General features: G+C 71.1%; 11 protein-coding genes and 1 riboswitch. Of the genes, 4 read left to right on the top strand and 7 right to left on the bottom strand.

Annotation, left to right across the window (positions count from 1 at the left end; translation table 11 throughout):
- Positions 1-25: 25 nt before the first annotated feature.
- The 3 genes from metG to rsmI form a co-directional block, all read right to left on the bottom strand.
- Positions 26-1,594, bottom strand: a complete 1,569-nt coding sequence (gene metG / locus N1032_RS04350) for a methionine--tRNA ligase (protein WP_259537701.1) — start codon at positions 1,592-1,594, stop codon at positions 26-28.
- Positions 1,595-1,645: 51 nt separating this feature from the next.
- The gene (locus tag N1032_RS04345) at positions 1,646-2,569 is read right to left on the bottom strand and encodes an NADP-dependent oxidoreductase (RefSeq protein ID WP_259537700.1); all 924 of its coding nucleotides are present in this window, start codon (positions 2,567-2,569) and stop codon (positions 1,646-1,648) included.
- An 83-nt stretch (positions 2,570-2,652) separates the two neighbouring features.
- Positions 2,653-3,471: a 16S rRNA (cytidine(1402)-2'-O)-methyltransferase gene (gene rsmI, locus N1032_RS04340; RefSeq protein ID WP_259537698.1), complete on the bottom strand. Its 819-nt coding sequence runs from the start codon at positions 3,469-3,471 to the stop codon at positions 2,653-2,655.
- Positions 3,472-3,533: 62 nt separating this feature from the next.
- On the opposite strand from rsmI, the gene N1032_RS04335 reads away from it, so the two are divergent.
- Together N1032_RS04335 and N1032_RS04330 are read left to right on the top strand one after the other, a co-directional pair.
- Positions 3,534-5,189: a dolichyl-phosphate-mannose--protein mannosyltransferase gene (locus N1032_RS04335; RefSeq protein ID WP_259537697.1), complete on the top strand. Its 1,656-nt coding sequence runs from the start codon at positions 3,534-3,536 to the stop codon at positions 5,187-5,189.
- Positions 5,190-5,197: 8 nt separating this feature from the next.
- Positions 5,198-6,226: a YeiH family protein gene (locus tag N1032_RS04330; protein WP_259537695.1), complete on the top strand. Its 1,029-nt coding sequence runs from the start codon at positions 5,198-5,200 to the stop codon at positions 6,224-6,226.
- Between the two features lie 761 nt (positions 6,227-6,987).
- Here N1032_RS04330 and N1032_RS04325 read toward each other — a convergent pair.
- Complete coding sequence (locus N1032_RS04325) at positions 6,988-7,302, bottom strand: DMT family transporter (protein ID WP_259537694.1); 315 nt, start codon at positions 7,300-7,302, stop codon at positions 6,988-6,990.
- Between the two features lie 15 nt (positions 7,303-7,317).
- Positions 7,318-7,380: riboswitch (guanidine-III (ykkC-III) riboswitch) on the bottom strand.
- 62 nt (positions 7,381-7,442) lie between these two features.
- Here N1032_RS04325 and N1032_RS04320 point away from each other — a divergent pair.
- Positions 7,443-11,261 (top strand): AfsR/SARP family transcriptional regulator, encoded by a 3,819-nt coding sequence (locus N1032_RS04320; RefSeq protein WP_259537693.1) that lies wholly within the window; start codon positions 7,443-7,445, stop codon positions 11,259-11,261.
- 3 nt (positions 11,262-11,264) lie between these two features.
- Here the strand turns inward: N1032_RS04320 and N1032_RS04315 are convergent, their stop codons facing one another.
- Together N1032_RS04315 and N1032_RS04310 are read right to left on the bottom strand one after the other, a co-directional pair.
- Positions 11,265-12,080, bottom strand: a complete 816-nt coding sequence (locus N1032_RS04315; RefSeq protein WP_259537692.1) for an ABC transporter permease — start codon at positions 12,078-12,080, stop codon at positions 11,265-11,267.
- The gene (locus N1032_RS04310) at positions 12,077-13,099 is read right to left on the bottom strand and encodes an ATP-binding cassette domain-containing protein (protein WP_259537689.1); all 1,023 of its coding nucleotides are present in this window, start codon (positions 13,097-13,099) and stop codon (positions 12,077-12,079) included. Before N1032_RS04310 ends, N1032_RS04315 begins: the two co-directional genes overlap by 4 nt.
- A 222-nt stretch (positions 13,100-13,321) precedes the next feature.
- Between N1032_RS04310 and N1032_RS04305 the strand changes: the two genes are divergently transcribed.
- Complete coding sequence (locus tag N1032_RS04305) at positions 13,322-14,173, top strand: sulfurtransferase (protein WP_259537688.1); 852 nt, start codon at positions 13,322-13,324, stop codon at positions 14,171-14,173.
- Between the two features lie 127 nt (positions 14,174-14,300).
- Here N1032_RS04305 and N1032_RS04300 read toward each other — a convergent pair whose 3' ends face one another.
- On the bottom strand, positions 14,301-16,304 hold the full coding sequence (locus N1032_RS04300) for a thioredoxin domain-containing protein (RefSeq protein WP_259537687.1): 2,004 nt from the start codon (positions 16,302-16,304) through the stop codon (positions 14,301-14,303).
- Positions 16,305-16,332 lie beyond the last annotated feature (28 nt).

Here is a 16,332-nt window from a genome sequence, read left to right as displayed (position 1 = left end):
GGCGGCTCCTGCGGGTCGACGAACGTCAAGACGCCTCGACCTCGATGCGGGGGAACAGCGCCTGCAGAGGCTCGACGCGGGGCTCGCCCTTCCACTCCCAGGCGGAGCGGATCGGCTGCTCCTCGACCGATCCCGTGCCCGACAGCGCCGCCCACAGCTTGGCCGCGGCCTCGGGCACCACGGGCGACAGCAGCACGGCGAGGGTGCCGAGGCCGCGCACGGCGGTGTTGAGCACGGTGGCCAGGCGGTCGGCGTTCGCCGGGTCTTTGGCGAGCACCCAGGGCTCCTGCAGCGTGATGTAGCCGTTGAGCTCGTCGACCAGCTGCCAGATCGCGGCGATCGCCTCGTGCACGGCCAGGCGCTCGATGGCCTCGTCGGCGGCGGCGGTCGCGCGCTTCTCGGTGGCACGGATGGCGGTCTCGGCCTCGGTGACCGTCGAGGGCACGGCATCCGGAATCGTGCCGTCGTGGTAGCGCGTGACCATCGCGATCACCCGCGACGCGAGGTTGCCGAAGCCGTTCGCGAGCTCGGCCTGGTAGCGCGCCGACAGGTCTTCCCAGCTGAACGAGCCGTCTTGACCGAAGCTGATGGCGCGCATGAAGTAGTAGCGGAACGCATCGGAGCCGAAGGTGTCGGTGATCTGCTCGGGCGCGATGCCGGTGAGCTTCGACTTCGACATCTTCTCGCCGCCGACGAGCAGCCAGCCGTGGCCGTAGACCTGCTTCGGCACCTCGAGCCCTGCGGCCATCAGCATGGCGGGCCAGATCACCGCGTGGAAGCGGGCGATGTCTTTGCCGACGATGTGCGTCGCCGGCCAGCGGCGCTCGAACTCGGCCTGGTCGTAGCCGTAGCCGATCGCGGTGATGTAGTTCAGCAGCGCGTCGAACCACACGTAGACGACGTGCGACTCGTCCCACGGCACCTTGATGCCCCAGTCGAAGGTCTGGCGCGAGATCGAGAGGTCGGTGAGACCGCGGCGCACGAAGGCGACGATCTCGTTGCGCACGCTCTCGGGCTGAACGAAGTCGGGGCGGGCGGCATAGAGGTCGAGCAGCGGCTGGGTGAAGTCGCTCATGCGGAAGAAGTAGTTGCGCTCCTTCAGCAGCTCGACCGGCTTCGAGTGGATCTTGCAGACCAGCTGGCCCTCGTATTGCCCGGTGCCCTCTTCGAGGTCGGTGAGCTGCTTGTACTCCTCGCAGCCGACGCAGTAGTAGCCCTCGTACTCGCCGGTGTAGATGTAGCCGGCGTCGTAGAGGCGCTGCAGGAAGAGCTGCACGTTGATCTCGTGCCGGTCGTCGGTGGTGCGGATGAAGTCGTCGTTCGAGATGTCGATCGTGTTGAGCAGCGGCTGCCAGGCCTCGGCGACGAGCTTGTCGCTCCACTCCTTCGGCGTCATGCCGTTCGCGGTCGCGGTGCGCAGGATCTTCTGGCCGTGCTCGTCGGTGCCGGTGAGGAACCAGGTGTCGTCGCCCGCCTGCCGGTGCCATCGGGCGAGCACATCGGCCGCGACCTCGGTGTAGGCGTGCCCGATGTGAGGAACGTCGTTCACGTAGAAGATCGGCGTTGTGACATAGAACGAGGAGCCGTCGGACATGCTGACCATCCTAAAGGCCCCGGATGCCGCGGCGGCGCTGTGTGACCGGGCTCACTCCATGCGCAACACGATCTTGCCTCGCACGTGCTCGTTCCCGAGCCGGTCGTAGGCCTCGGCGACCCGTTCGAGTGGATAGACGGCCTCGATGGGCACCCGGAGGGCGCCTTCGACGATGAGGGCGGCGAGCTCTCGGATGGTGGGGCTGCCACCGCCCTTCGCGTTGCCCTCGGCCTTCACGCCGAACCGGTCGACCGCCGCGAAGTCGGCGATGGTGTCGATGCGGTCGGGCGCGACCCCGAGCTCGATGGCCAACTCGACGTTGCCGCTGCCGAAGGTGTCGATGAACGCGTCGACGCCGTCGGGCGCCGCCTCGCGGATGCGCTCGGCCACCCCGTCGCCGTAGGTCACCGGAATGATGTCGAAACCGCGCAGGAAGTCGTGGTCGGCTTCGCGAGCGGTGCCGATCACCACCGCGCCGGCGTGGTGCGCGAGCTGCGCCGCGATGATGCCCACTCCTCCAGCGGCTCCGGCCACGACCACCACGTCGCCCGCACCTGCTCCGACCGCACGCACGGCCGCGAAGGCGGTGGTGCCGGCGACGTAGAGGGTCGACGCCTCTTCCCAGGTGACGCCGGCGGGCTTCGCGGTGACGTTCTCGGCCGGCACCACGACGTCGGTCGCCTGCGACGAACGCTCGTCGCTGAAGCCGATCACCTCGTCAACGAGTCCGAACGAGGTCACTCCGTCGCCGAGAGCCGACACCCGGCCCGCGAAGTCGCTGCCCTGCCCCGACGGGAACGTGGCCGGGAACTGCTCGTGCCAGAGGCCTTCGCGGATCTTCGCCTCGCCCGGGTTGATCGACGCGGCCACCACCTCGACGCGCACCTGCCCCGGTGCCGGGTCGGGCCGGTCGACCTCCACGACCTTCAGCACATCGCTGCCACCGTAGTTCGAGAACCGGACTGCTTTCGTCATCGAGACCTCCTGGGTTGCGCGTTCTCTTCCATCCAACCCCGATCCGCCGGCGGGTATGCCCGTTCCCGGCGGCGGAATCGCGCTCAGCGCTTCGCGGCCAGGGCGCCCTCGTAGAGGTCGCGGCGGCTGAGCCCCGTGGCTTCGGCGATGCTCGCGGCGGCGTCTTTCAGACGGTAGCCGTCGCTGACGAGTTCCTGCACCTGCGTCACGCCGGTGGCCAGGTCGACCTCGAGCGCCTGGGCTCCGGCCACGACGATGCAGATCTCGCCCTTCACCCCGGCCGCCGCCCACTCGGCGAGCTCGGCCGCGGTGCCGCGCTTCGCCTCCTCATAGAACTTCGTGAGCTCGCGCACCACCACCACCCGGCGGTCGGCGCCCAGCACGGCGGCGAGGTCGGCCAGCGAGTCGGCGAGACGGTTCGGCGACTCGAAGAACACCATCGTGCGCGGTTCGCGCTCGAGGGCCCGGAAGGCCGACATCCGTTCGCCGTGCTTGCGCGGCAGGAATCCCTCGAAGGTGAAGCGGTCGGTGGGCAGTCCCGACAGGGCGAGGGCCGTGACCACCGCCGACGGGCCGGGCACGACGGTCACGTCGACGCCGGCCTCGACCGCGGCCACGACGAGTTGGTAGCCCGGATCGGAGACCGTCGGCATGCCGGCGTCGCTCAGCAGCACGAGATCGGTGTCGCGGGCGAGCTCGACCAGACCGGCCGACTTCTCGCGCTCGTTGTGTTCGTGCAACGGGATGAGCCGGGGCCGGTTCTCGATTCCGAGGCCGCGCAGCAGCTTCGCCGTGACGCGGGTGTCTTCGGCCGCGACCACCTCAGCGGCCTCGAGCAGTTCGATCAGCCGCAGCGAGGCATCCTTGAGGTTGCCGATGGGCGTCGCGGCGAGAATGAGCATGGGTCCAGTGTCGCATTCGCGTCGCGAGGGCTCCGCGGAAGCGCAGCCGTTAGCATGGCCCGGTGAGCACAGAGGTGACGCCAGGCCCCCCGACCGGCCCCGTCGACGTCGCGGTCTCTGTCGACGACGCCGCCCCGCCCCCTCCCGCGCACGCGGTCGAGCCCACCGGCTCGCGCCTCGACGACTGGTGGGTGCGCACCATCAGCACGCCGGCACGCGAGCGGCTCTGGCGCTGGGGCGCGCCGCTCGCCGTCACCCTTCTGGCCGCGGTGCTGCGCCTGGTCGACCTCGCGCATCCGCATGCCCTCGTGTTCGACGAGACGTTCTATGTGAAAGACGCCTGGACCACCTGGAACCTCGGCTACGAGGCCAATTGGCCCGCGAACCCGGATGCGCAGTTCGCCGCCGGCGACACCGACATCTTTCAGAACACCGGTTCGTTCGCCGTGCATCCGCCGCTCGGCAAGTGGATCATCGGTCTCGGCATGGCGGCCTTCGGCCCCGACAGCTCGGTCGGCTGGCGGATCGCGGTGGCGGTGGCCGGCATCCTGCTCGTCCTGCTCACCGCGCTGATCGCGACCAAGCTGTTCAAGTCGACCCTGCTCGGCGCCATCGCCGGGTTCCTGCTGGCCATCGACGGCCACGCCATCGTGATGAGCCGGGTGGGTCTGCTCGACGGGCTGGTGGCGTTGTTCTGCCTGCTCGGGGTCGGCGCCGTGCTGATGGATCGCGACTGGCACGCCACGAGACTCGCGGCCGCCGTGGCCGCCCGAACGGTCGGCGACGAGAAACCGGCCTGGGGCCCGGTGCTCTGGTGGCGGCCGTGGCTGCTGGCGGCGGCGCTCGCCTTCGGCTTCGGGTCGGGCATCAAGTGGTCGGCCTTCTACTTTCTCGCCGCGTTCGGCCTCTATCTGATCGTCGTCGACGCTCTCGCCCGGCGCCGGCTCGGCATACCGTTCTGGTTCAGCTCGGCGGTGCTGAAGCAAGGGCCCGCGACATTCCTGCTGCTGGTGCCGACCGCGGCCGCGGCCTACCTGGTGACCTGGATCGGCTGGTTCGCGACCTCCGGCGGCATGTATCGCAACTGGGCGCAGAGCGCGGGCGGCGAGTGGACGGGCGCGTTGTCGTGGGTGCCGCTGTCGGTGCAGAACTGGTGGCACCTCGAAGTGGCGGTCTACGACTACCACGTCAACGAGCACTCGCCGCATCCCTACCAGGCCAACCCGTTCTCGTGGCTGTTCCTGGTGCGGCCGACGCAGATGTTCGTGCAGTCGCTCGACCCGAGCGCGTGCGGCGGGCAGGTCTGCTACGAGAACATCACGTCGATCGCCAACCCGGTCATCTGGTGGTGTTCGACGGCGGCGCTGTTCTATCTGGTCTACCGGCTGGTGCGCAAGCGCGAGTGGCAGGTGGCGCTCGTGCTGATGGGCATGGTGGCCGGCTACCTGCCATGGCTGCTCTACGTGAACCGCACGATCTTCCAGTTCTACACGATCGCGTTCGAGCCCTACATGATTCTGGCGCTCACCTTCGTGGTGGGGCTGGCGCTCGGTTCGCGCAGTGATCCGCGCTGGTTGCGCAGCCGCAACATCGCGATCGTGGGGGCGTTCCTGCTGTTGTGCTCGCTGGTGTCGGCGTTCTTCTACCCCGTCTGGGTCGGCATGCCCGTGCCCGCGTGGTTCCTCAGCCTGCACTACTGGTTGCCCACCTGGCGATGAGGGCCGCGATGGGCGGCCTCGGCGGCCTCGCGGGCCTTGCAGTCGCCGGGGCGGCAGCGCTGGTGGCCTTCGGGCTGCATCTGCTGCTGCCGGCGGTTCCGCTGCTCACCGCGGCGGTGGGGCTCGGCATGGTCGCGGGCCAGATCCCGGCGTGCCAACGGCTGCTCGACGGGGTGCTGAAGCCGGGGATCGCGATCGCGGCCCGGCGGCTGCTGCGCATCGGCATCGTGCTGCTCGGGCTGAAGCTCAGCCTGGTCGACATCGCCGGGCTCGGTTGGCAGACGATCGTGCTGATCGTGCTGATCGTCGCCATCACCTTCGTGGCGACGTTGTTCTTCGGGCGGCTGATGCGGCTGCCCGGCACCCAGCCCATCCTGATCGCGGCCGGCTTCTCGATCTGCGGCGCGTCGGCGATCGGCGCGATGAGCGCCGTGACGCGCAGCAAAGACGAGGACACCGCGACCCCCATCGCCCTGGTGACGCTGTGCGGAACGCTCGCGATCTTCATCCTGCCCGTGCTGCGCATCCCGCTCGGCCTGTCGGTCGAGGACTTCGGCGTCTGGGTGGGGCTCAGCGTGCACGACGTGGGGCAGGTGGTCGCCACCGCCCAGATCGCCGGGCCGGTCGCCCTCGCGGCGGCGGTGGTCGTGAAGCTCACCCGGGTGCTCACGCTCGCGCCGATGGTGGCGATCGTCGGCCTCGTGGAACGGCGAGCAGATGCCCGCAACGACGCCCTCGGCGCGGGCCACCCCGACTACGTCGAGCGCCCGGCGGCGCGGCGGCCGCCGATCGTGCCGCTGTTCATCGTGGGGTTCATCGCGGCGGTGCTCGTGCGCACCGTCGTGCCCCTGCCCGACGCGGTGCTGAACGTCGCCGACATCGTGCAGACCGCCCTGCTCGCAATGGCGCTGTTCGCCCTCGGCACGAACATCCGGTTCCGCACCCTCGCCCGCACGGGCTGGCGCGCCTTCATCGTGGGACTCGCCTCGTGGGCCCTGATCGCGGGCCTGTCGCTCGGCGCGGTGCTGCTGCACTAGTCGCACCCAACCCCCACTCCCCCGAGAAGTCACTTTCGGGCGCATCCCGCCCCCTTCCGCACCGAATAATGACTTCTCGCGGGCCCGGCCGGAGTGGCTGGCCTCGGACCCACTACCCCACTCCGCCGAGAAGTCATTCTTGGTTGCTTCCCGCCCTCATTTACACCGAATAGTGACGTCTCGCGGGTCCTGGTCGGAGTGGGTGGGCGGACTGGGGTGTGGTCGGGCGAGCCGGCGGGGTGGTCCGCGCGGGGCGTGACGGCGACAGTGATGGGCATGGAGCGACCGGGCTGTGGCAGGCGGCGGGTGGCCGGTGGCAGGTGGCAGGTCACTCGACCTCCACCTCCGCCGAGAAGTCACTATTGGATGCTTGTGGCCGGCATTTGCACCGGAAAGTGACTTCTCGCGGGGGCGCGGAGGGGTAGGCGGAGCGGTGACGGTCCCCGACCTGCGCCGAGACGGCACTTTTGGGTGCTTGGAGGGCGTATTTGCAACGAGAAGTGACTTCTCGCGGAAGAGGCGCGGCGCTCTGGAGCAGGGCAGCGCGAACTTCTCGCGGAGGGCGCGCGGCGCTTTGCGGTGGGGGCGCGGCGCCTTGGGGTGGGGGCGGCACGGCAGCGCACGCAACGGGCCCTTGCCGACGACCCAGGCTGAGCCCGTGGCCGCGCCAGCGACCGCGCGCTCAGGTGCCGCGGCGCGCCGCAGAGGCGGCGGCGCGCCCCGTGGACGCCGCGCGAAGCACGGCGCCCACGGCAGCTAGCTCAGTGCACCACCTTCAGCCCCACCACGCACCCCACGATGCCGAGCACGAGCAGCAGCTTGGGCAGCGAGAAGCCCTCGCCGCCGAAAGCCATGGCGTAGAGCACGGTGAGCGAGGCGCCGATGCCGACCCAGACGGCATACGAGGTGCCGACGGGCAGGGTGCGCATGGCGAAGGCGAGGCCACCCATGCTCGCGACGAGTGCGGCGACGAACACGACGGTGGGCCAGAGCTTCGTGAAGCCGGCGGACTTGCCGAGAGCCGTGGCCCAGACGGCTTCGAGAACTCCGGATGCGATGAGAACGATCCAGGACATGACGATCCACTCCTCGTGGTCAGTCTTGTCGCTCTCCGGGTACTGCGCCCTCGTCCGGAAGCCGCTCTGCGGCCTTGGCTCCAGTGTGGCACGCGTGCCTGATCAGGTGCTGGGCAGAGCATCTGACTAGCATTGCCGGGGTGAAGCAGCAACCGTCGGATCCGCAGCAGTCCCTGCGCGTCGCGGTGCTCGGCCCGGTGGCGGTGCGACAGCCGGGCGACGGCTTCGTGGAGCCCGGCGGGCACCGGGCCAAAGCGCTCATCGTGGCGCTCGCCCTGGCCGCGCCACGCGCGCTCGGATCCGACCGGCTGATCGAGGAGACCTGGGCTGACGAACCTCCCCGCGGCGCCCGTGCGGCCCTGCAGACGCTCGTGTCCCGCATCCGCTCGGCCCTCGGCGACGACCTGATCGAGTCCACGCCATCGGGCTACCGGCTCGGCGACACCGCGACCCTCGACCTGCGCGAGGCCGAGCGGCTGCTCGACGAGGCCCGCGTCGACCTCACCGATGAACGGTGGCCGGATGCCGCCACGAACGCCGCGACCGCCCTCGCGCTCTGGCGCGGCGCCCCGGGCGCCGACCTCGATGGCGACACCCTCGCGTCGGCGCTCATCGATCGCGCGGCCCGCGTGCTCGACGGTCTGGAGACCGTGCTCGCCACGGCATCCCTCGCCCTCGATCTCGCCGTGGAGGCCGAGGCGCTCGCCCGCCGACTGTGCCTGCGCTCGCCCTTCGACGACAGCGCACACCTGCTGCTCATGCGCGCGCTCGACGCCCTCGGCCGATCGACGGAGGCCGTGGGCGTCTACGCCACCTTCCGCGAGCGCGTGCAGGACGCCTTCGGCACCAGCCCCGCCCTCGAACTCCAGTCGCTCAACCTGGAATTGCTCGCCCGCGAGGCCGAATCCGGCCCGGCTGGCGATGGGCGCTGGACTGCCCACGGCGAGGTGAGCTCAACGGGTGGGCGCGGCGAAGGCGTTCCCCGTGGCCGCGGCGAAGCCCTTCCAGGTGGGCGTGGCGAGGCCGGTCGGAATGCAGGCGATGACTCTGGCGCGGCGACAGCAGGCGCCGCAGCTCGCGGTGGGTGCCTCGGGAGCGGGCTCGATGCCGAGGAGCGGGTGGCGACGGGAGTCGACGTCGGGCGTCTCGAGGTCGACCATGGTCCACGCAGCGCCGACGCGGCATCCGGCGGCCCGGTCGATATGACGACAGACGACGCGACCCGAACCCGAGCAACGCCCACGCCCGACGCCGGGTCGGCGCGCGGAAACGACGGCGGCCAAGAACCGCTGCTCGGCAGTCGAGGCGCGCCCTCGACCGACGCTGTGACCAGGCACGAGACGCTCGCGAGCGACGGCCGAGCAGCAGCCCCGCCCGCGCGCGAAGGCGCGCCCGCACCCGCGCGGCCCGGGGCCGGCGCGCCCCGCCGGGCGGCGGTGGCACGCGGCATCCGGGCGGCTCCGAACGCGCTCATCGGGCGTGACGGGGCCGTCGCCGAGATCGAGCGGCTGATGGCCGGCGCACGGGTGACCACCATCCTGGGCCCGGGCGGCCTCGGCAAGACCCGCGTCGCCCACGAGGTAGCCGCACGGGCCCTGTCGTGGTTCGGGGCGGTGATCGTGGTCGAGCTCGCGAGCGTGCGCTCGGCCGACGACGTGATCTTCGGGTTGGCGTCGGCGCTCGGCATCCGCGAGGTGGCGTCGACCAAGCGCATCGGCGACCAGGTCGTGCGCGCCGACCTGCGAACCCGGGTGGTCGCCCGCCTCGCCGAGGCGCCGACGCTGCTCGTGCTCGACAACTGCGAGCACGTGATCGACGCCGCCGCCGAGTGGAGCGCCTCGCTCACCGCCGAACTCCCCGCACTCACCGTGCTCACGACGAGCCGCACTCCTCTCGCCATCTCGAGCGAACGCGTGTTCGCGCTCGCGCCGCTCGGAGCGACGGATGCCGCCACCGCGCCCGAGGCCCTCGCCGACGACCCCGCCGTGCGCCTGTTCCTCGACCGGGCCACCGCTGCCCGCCCCGGCGCGCAGCTGCCGCTCGACGCGGTGGCTCGACTCTGCGCCCGGCTCGACGGACTTCCGCTCGCCATCGAACTCGCCGCGGCGCGCATCCGGTCGATGCCCCTCGACGAGGTCGAGCGGCGCCTCTCGAACCGGTTCGCCCTGCTCGCGGGCGGCGACCGCTCGGCACCCGAGCGCCACCGCACCCTGCTCGCCGTGATCGAGTGGAGCTGGAACCTGCTGGCCACCGACGAACAACTCGCCCTCGCCCGGCTCTCGGAGTTCGCCGACGGCTTCAGCGCCGACGCGGCGCAGGCCGTGACGGGCGGCGGCAGCAGCCCCAGCGGCACCGGCGCCGACCCCGACGTCACCGACCTGCTCGACGCCCTCGTGGCCCAGTCGCTCGTCACCTTGCGCGAGACCGCCTCCGGCGTGCGCTACCGCATGCTCGAGACCGTGCGGGAGTTCGGGCAGCTGCAACTCGACCGCGCCGGCACCCGGATGGAGGTGCGCGACGCCCTGTTCGCCTGGGCGGTCGAGTTCTCGGCCCGCCTGCAGCCGCAGATGGACGGCCGCCGTCAGGTCGCGACCTTCGCGGCCATCGCGGTCGAAGAGGTCAACCTGATCGACGTGCTGCGCCGCGCCATCGACGCCGAGCGCCCCGACGTCGTGGTGTCGGTGTTCGGTCTGCTCGGCTACTACTGGACCTTGCGCAGCGCCCACTCCGAGGTGCTCGCGTTCAGCCGGCCGGTGTTCGAGAGCATCCGCCGCTACGACCCCACCCCGGCGGAGGTGCAGCACCTCGCGGCCGTGCTGCTCATCATCAGCGCGACGACGATGATCGCCGACCTGCGGTTCGCGGTGCTGCCGCTCTCACGGCTGCGCCGCATCGTCGCCGCGGAGGGCATCGACGACGACCGCCTGCGGGCGATGGCCTCGATCCTGCTGGCCGCCGGCGACGAGCAGCGCGTGACAGCTGCGATCGAGGCGGCGGCCTCGTCGCCCGACCGCGCCACGGCCATGGTGGGCGCGTTGGTCGGCAGCGTCTCGGCCGAGAACGACGGGCGCCGCGACGACGCGATCCGTCTGGCCCGCGGCGCCGTGCGGCTCGCCGACTCCATCGGCGACACCTGGGGCGGGGCGATGGCGAGCCAGATGCTCGGTTCGCTGCACAGCCAGAGCGCCGAACCCGAGGAGGCGCTGCGCTGGGCCCGGCGCGCGCGCATCGGGCTGACGCAGATCGGCGCCGCCGAAGACATCCGGCAGCTCGAGTGGACCGTCGCCACCAACGACATCTCGGTGGGCGAGCTCGACGAGGCCCTCGAGATCTTCGAGCGCCTGATCGAGTCGCCCGGAGAGACCGACGGCGTCGACATCGCCTCGATCGGGCTCGCCGGCAAGGCCGAGGTCTACCGGGCCCACGGCCGCCTCGACGAGGCGCGGGAGCTGCACCTGCGCGCCCTCACCTCGTTCGGCGCCCCCGGCACCCGGGCGTCGCCGTGGTATCGCATGGTGCTCTCGGCCGTGCTCACCACTCTCGTGGTCGACGAGACCGGTCGCGACGGCGAAGACGTGGTCATCGCCCGCCGCCTGCGCGCGCGCACCCTGGCGAGCCTGCGGTGGATGTCAGGCTTCGTCGATCGGCCGGTGCTCGGTGCCTCGGTCATCGGGCTCGCCGTCTGGGTCGAAGACCGGGCCCGGGCATCCGCGGGGTTCCCCATTCCTGCCGGCGTCGGGTTGGAGCTGCTCGCCCTCGCCCACGTGCTCTCGGCCCGCCAAGACGCGCCTGCCCTGCACCTCGACCCGCTCTTCGCGCGCTTCGGCCGCAGCTTCACCCCCGACGAGATCGCGGGAGCCCTGGATGCCGCCGCCGCGGTGACGGCAGACGAGAGGCCCGGCCGTGTCGCAGAGTTGCTGCGCACGCCGGGCCCCTGGTCGTGGGCTCCGCGGGTGTGACCGCTAGGCCTTCTTCATGTAGGCGCGCACGGTGAGCGGCGCGAAGATCGCGACGATCACGGCGGCACCGAGCAGCGACAGCCAGGCATCCGAGGTCCACATGCCGTTGTTCGCCAGGTCGCGCACGGCGGTGACGAGGTGCGACACCGGGTTGATGTTGACGAACCACTGCAGGAACGGCGGCATCGTGTCGGGCGACACGAACGCGTTCGAGAGGAACGTCAGCGGGAACAGCACGAGGAACGAGATGCCCTGCACGCTCGACGCGCTGCGGGCGATGACGCCGAAGAACGCGAAGATCCAGCTGATCGCCCACGAGCTCACGATCACGAGCAGCGCGGCCACCACCACGTTGCCGAGGCCGCCCTCGGGGCGGTAGCCGAGCACGAAACCCATCACGAAGGTGAGCGTCGTGGCGATCGCGTAGCGCACGGTGTCGGCCAGCAGCGCTCCGGCGAGCGGCGCGATGCGGGCGATCGGCAGCGACTTGAAGCGGTCGAACACGCCCTTGTCCATGTCTTCGCGCAGTTGCACGCCGGTGACGACCGAGGTCGTGATGACGGTCTGCACGAGGATGCCGGGGATGAGGGTGGGCAGGTAGTCTGCCACGCTGCCGGCGATGGCCCCACCGAAGATGTAGGAGAACATCAGGGTGAAGATGATCGGCTGCAGGGTGACGTCGATCAGCTGCTCGGGGGTGCGGCGGATCTTGAGCAACCCGCGCCAGGCCATGCTGAACGAGTTCTGCACGGTCTGCCCGATGCTGACGTGGTTCTTGAGGGTGCGGGAGGCACCCGGGGTGATGGTGAGCGAGCTCATCGTGCGTCCTCCAGTTCGCGTTCGGGGCCGCCCGCGGCGGCGGCCTTCGCGGCGTCGGCCGCTTCTTCTTCGGTGGCCGAGTGGCCGGTGAGCGCCAGGAACACCTCGTCGAGCGTGGGCTGCTGCACCGAGAGCTCCGCCACCGCGATGCCCTCCTCGCGTAGCCGCAGCAACAGGTCGGTGACCGTGTCGGGGTCGCTCATGGGCGCCGTGATGCGGCCGGCCTCGGGCGTGAGCACCGACTCGACGCCGAGCACGTCGAGAATGGCGAGCCTCGCCCGCTGCAGGTTGGCGGCATCCGCGAGCTTCAGCAGCAGCGAGGCCGACCCGACCGAGTTCTTCAGCTCGGTCGCGGTGCCCTCGGCCACCACGATGCCGCGGTCGATGACCGCGATGCGGTCGGCGAGCTGGTCGGCCTCGTCGAGGTACTGCGTGGTGAGCAGCACGGTCGAACCTGTGGCGACCAGGCGGCGGATGGTGTCCCACATCTGCGAGCGGGTGCGCGGGTCGAGGCCCGTGGTGGGTTCGTCGAGAAAGATCAGCGGGGGCTGCGAGATGAGGCTCGCGGCCAGGTCGAGCCGTCGGCGCATGCCGCCGGAGAAGTTCTTGAGGGGGCGCTTGGCGGCTTCGGTGAGCCCGAACTCCTCGAGCAGCTCGGCCGACTTGCGGCGCGAGTCGGCGCGGCTGAGCCCGTTGAGGCGCGAGAAGAGCACCAGGTTCTCGGTGGCGCTCAGGGTCTCGTCGACGGAGGCGTATTGACCGGTGACGCCGATCAGCTGCCGCACGATCTGCGGTTCGCGACGGATGTCGTGACCGAAGATCGTGGCATCGCCCCCGTCGGGCTTGAGAAGTGTGGCGAGCATGCGGATGGTCGTGGTCTTGCCGGCGCCGTTCGGGCCGAGCACGCCGTAGACGGTGCCGGTGCGCACGCTGAGGTCGACACCGTCGACCGCTCTGTTGTCTCCGAACACTTTGACGAGCCCGTGGGCCTCGACGGCCCACTCGGTTGATTTCGGCATTCGATCTCCTTTCGATCGTTGCGAACGTGATGTGAAGTTCGAGGTCGATCGTGCCGCGGGGCGCTTACATCGCACTCACACGGTGCTTACATCGAGCCGGAGGGCCGCTGACATCGGTGGAGAGGCCTGTCGCGCGTGGTCGGAGACAGCCGCCGTTACCTTCACGTTACTTTCTGTTGCAACCCACAGGCTGGCGTCGGAGGCAGCGCCTAGCGTTGAGCCGTGACCACAATCGACCCCCCTCGAGTCGCTCCCCAGCTCGCGTCGCCCCTCGTGTCGACGCAGTGGCTGGCCGACCACCTCGGCTCCGACAGCATCGTCGTGCTCGACGCCACGGTGCAGCAGTCGCGGTCGGCTGAAGGCGGCGCGCTCTGGCTGAGCGGGCTGCAGCACTTCCTGGTGCACGGCCACGTTCCCGGCGCCGTGTTCGCCGACGTACTGGCCCAGTTCTCCGACGCCGGCGCGGGCCATGCGTTCGCTCGCCCGTCGGTCGACCGGTTCGAAGCCGCGGCGGCATCCGTCGGCGTCGACAACGACACCACGGTGATCGTCTACGACACCGACGGCGGCGAGTGGGCGGCACGGCTGTGGTGGCTCTTCCGGGCGTTCGGCCACGACCGGGTCGCGGTGCTCGACGGCGGTTACACCAAGTGGTTCAGGGAAGACCGGCCGGTGCACACCGGTGCGGTCGAGCCGCGCGAGGCCCTCTTCATCGGCACCGAGCGACCTGAGTCCTGGGCCGGCCGGGCCGAAGTCGAGCAGATCGCTGCCGGCATCGCGCCGGGCGCACTGGTGTTCGCGGGCGGAGACACGATCGGGGGAATTCCCGGCAGCGTGACGATCGCGGCATCGGCGCTGCACGACCGCGAGGCGCAGCGACTGCTGAAGCCGGCCGTTCTGCGGGAGCGCTTCGCTGCGGTGCTCGGGGCGAAGCGCGTGGTGACCTATTGCGCGGCGGGGGTGGCGGCGGCATCCGACGCTCTCGCCTTGACACTGCTGGGAGTGCCCTCGGTGGCGGTCTACGACGGGCCGCTCGAGCCGTGGGTCGATCCGGCCGGCGGTCGCGCCGTCTGACGCGGTCGCGCTGGGCCGCGGCCTGGGGTGCGGCGCCCCTGGGGGCGGCGCGGTAGGGTGTCGCCGAGCAGGGTGCTGCAAAGCAGGGTGCCGCCACGCGGGGTGCGGCCAAACGAGGTGCGGCGGCCTAGGGCGCGGTGAGCTCCGACGCCATCGTGGCCGGCAGCCGGCAGACGAAGTCGAAGCAGCGATAGGCGGTGGGCTGCCCATCTCGCGCCACGCGGTCGGCGAAGAGCTCGAATCCGGCGTCGGCGAGAGTGCGCGCCTCCTGCTCGGTGGCGCGGGCGACGATGGCGGCTGCGGTCCAGGTGCGCACGGCGGCCTCCAGGCCCGCGGCGGCCATCGCGCGAGCATCCGATTCGGGCGCGCCGGCCACGCCCGTCTCGCCGGCGGCACCGATAGCGCCAGCCGCGCTCGTCGTGCCAGTCGCGCCGACAGCGTCAGCCCCGCCCGACACGTCAGCCGCACCCGCCGCGTCAGCCGCGCCCGCCGCGCCGACCGAGTCGGGCTCGATCAGCACGAGCTGCTCGGCCGGCCGCGCCAGCTTCACGAATACCTGCAGCGTCGCGCCGAACGAGATCGGGCGCGCCTGGGCCTCGCCGGTGAGCGGCGCCAACGCCGCCACGGCCGCGTCGCGATAGCGGCTCGCCGCGGTGAGTGAATGCAGCAGCAGGCAGGCCGACGCCACCGCGCTGGTGCCCGAGGGGTAGGCGCCCTCCGACGGATCCAGGTCGACCGCGAGCCCCTGCGACCGCAGCACCGGGTCTCCCCCGCCCGGTGCCGCGAACCCGGAGTCGAGCACCGCGTCGATCAGCATCTGCCCGGCCATGGCATACCGCGCCGACCCGCTCACGGCCGCGAGCCGCAGCAGGCCCTCGGACAGCATGCCGTAGTCCTCGAGCGTGGCAGCGGCCGACGACACCCGGCCGTCGATCGAGGCGCGCACGAGCGATCCCCCCGGCGCCGCGTGCGCGCCGAGCAGGTAGTCGGCGGCGTGTTCCGCCGCCCTCGACCAGTCCTCCCGGGCGAACACGAACGAGGCCTGCGCGAGCGCACCGATCGCCAGACCGTTCCAGCCCGAGAGCACCTTCTCGTCGAGCGCGGGGGGCGTCTGCCCGGCTCGGGCCGCCGCGTCGAGGCGGTAGTAGCCGCCCTCGACGCGCGCGCCGTCGACGGTGCTCTCGGAATCCTGTGCCGACGCGAAGCCGCCCGAGGGCAGCTGCATCACGTCGATCAGAAACCCCGCGATGCCCGACGCGGCATCCCGCGCCCACTCGAGCGACGGTTCCCGGGCCCAGAGCATCGTGTAGGCGTCGAGCAGCAGGGCGTTGTCGTAGAGCATGCGCTCGTAGTGCGGCTCGCTCCAGTCGCGCCGAGTCGCATAGCGGAAGAAGCCGCCCTCGACCCCGTCGCGCAGCTCAGAACCGGCCATGGCCTCGAGCATCCGCGTGGCCAGGGCCGTCGCATCGGGCGACCCCAGCTCGAGCAAGAACCGAAGCACCGGCGCCACCGGGAACTTCGGCGCCCCGCCGAACCCGCCGAACTGCACGTCTTCATACTGCGCGAGCTCGCTCACGAGGGGCCCGAAGTCGTCGATGAGGGCTCCGGATGCGCCGGCCGCCAGACCCTGCTGGCCGGCCGCGAGCGCATCGGCCACCTGGTCGGCCGAGACGAGCACGTCGGAGCGATGGGTGGTCCAGGCATCCGTCACCGCCCCCAGCACCTGCTGGAACGACGGATGCCCCGGCAGCGGCGTGGGCGGTGAATACGTTCCCCCGTAGAACGCCTTGCCCTCGGGCGTGACGAACACGTTGAGGGGCCAGCCGAGCTCCTGGGTGAAGGCACCGGCGGCCGCGAGGTAGACCGTGTCGACCTCGGGGTGCTCTTCGCGGTCGACCTTGATGGCCACGAAGTGCTCGTTGAGGTAGGCGGCGAGGGCGGGATCGCTGAAGGTCTCGCGCGCCATCACGTGGCACCAGTGGCAGGTGGAGTAGCCGATCGACACGAGCACCGGCACGTCGCGCTCCCGCGCGGCCGCGAACGCCTGCTCTCCCCAAGGGAACCAGTCGACGGGGTTCTCGGCGTGCGACCGCAGGTAGGGGCTGATCGCGTCGGCAAGGCGATTGGTCATGGGTCAAGCCTCCCACTCGCGCCGGGTC

This window comes from Herbiconiux daphne (genome assembly GCF_024979295.1).
GTDB lineage: Bacteria > Actinomycetota > Actinomycetes > Actinomycetales > Microbacteriaceae > Herbiconiux > Herbiconiux daphnes.
Note: the sequence above shows the minus strand (reverse complement) of the source record. Positions and strands in the feature narration are given on the sequence as shown.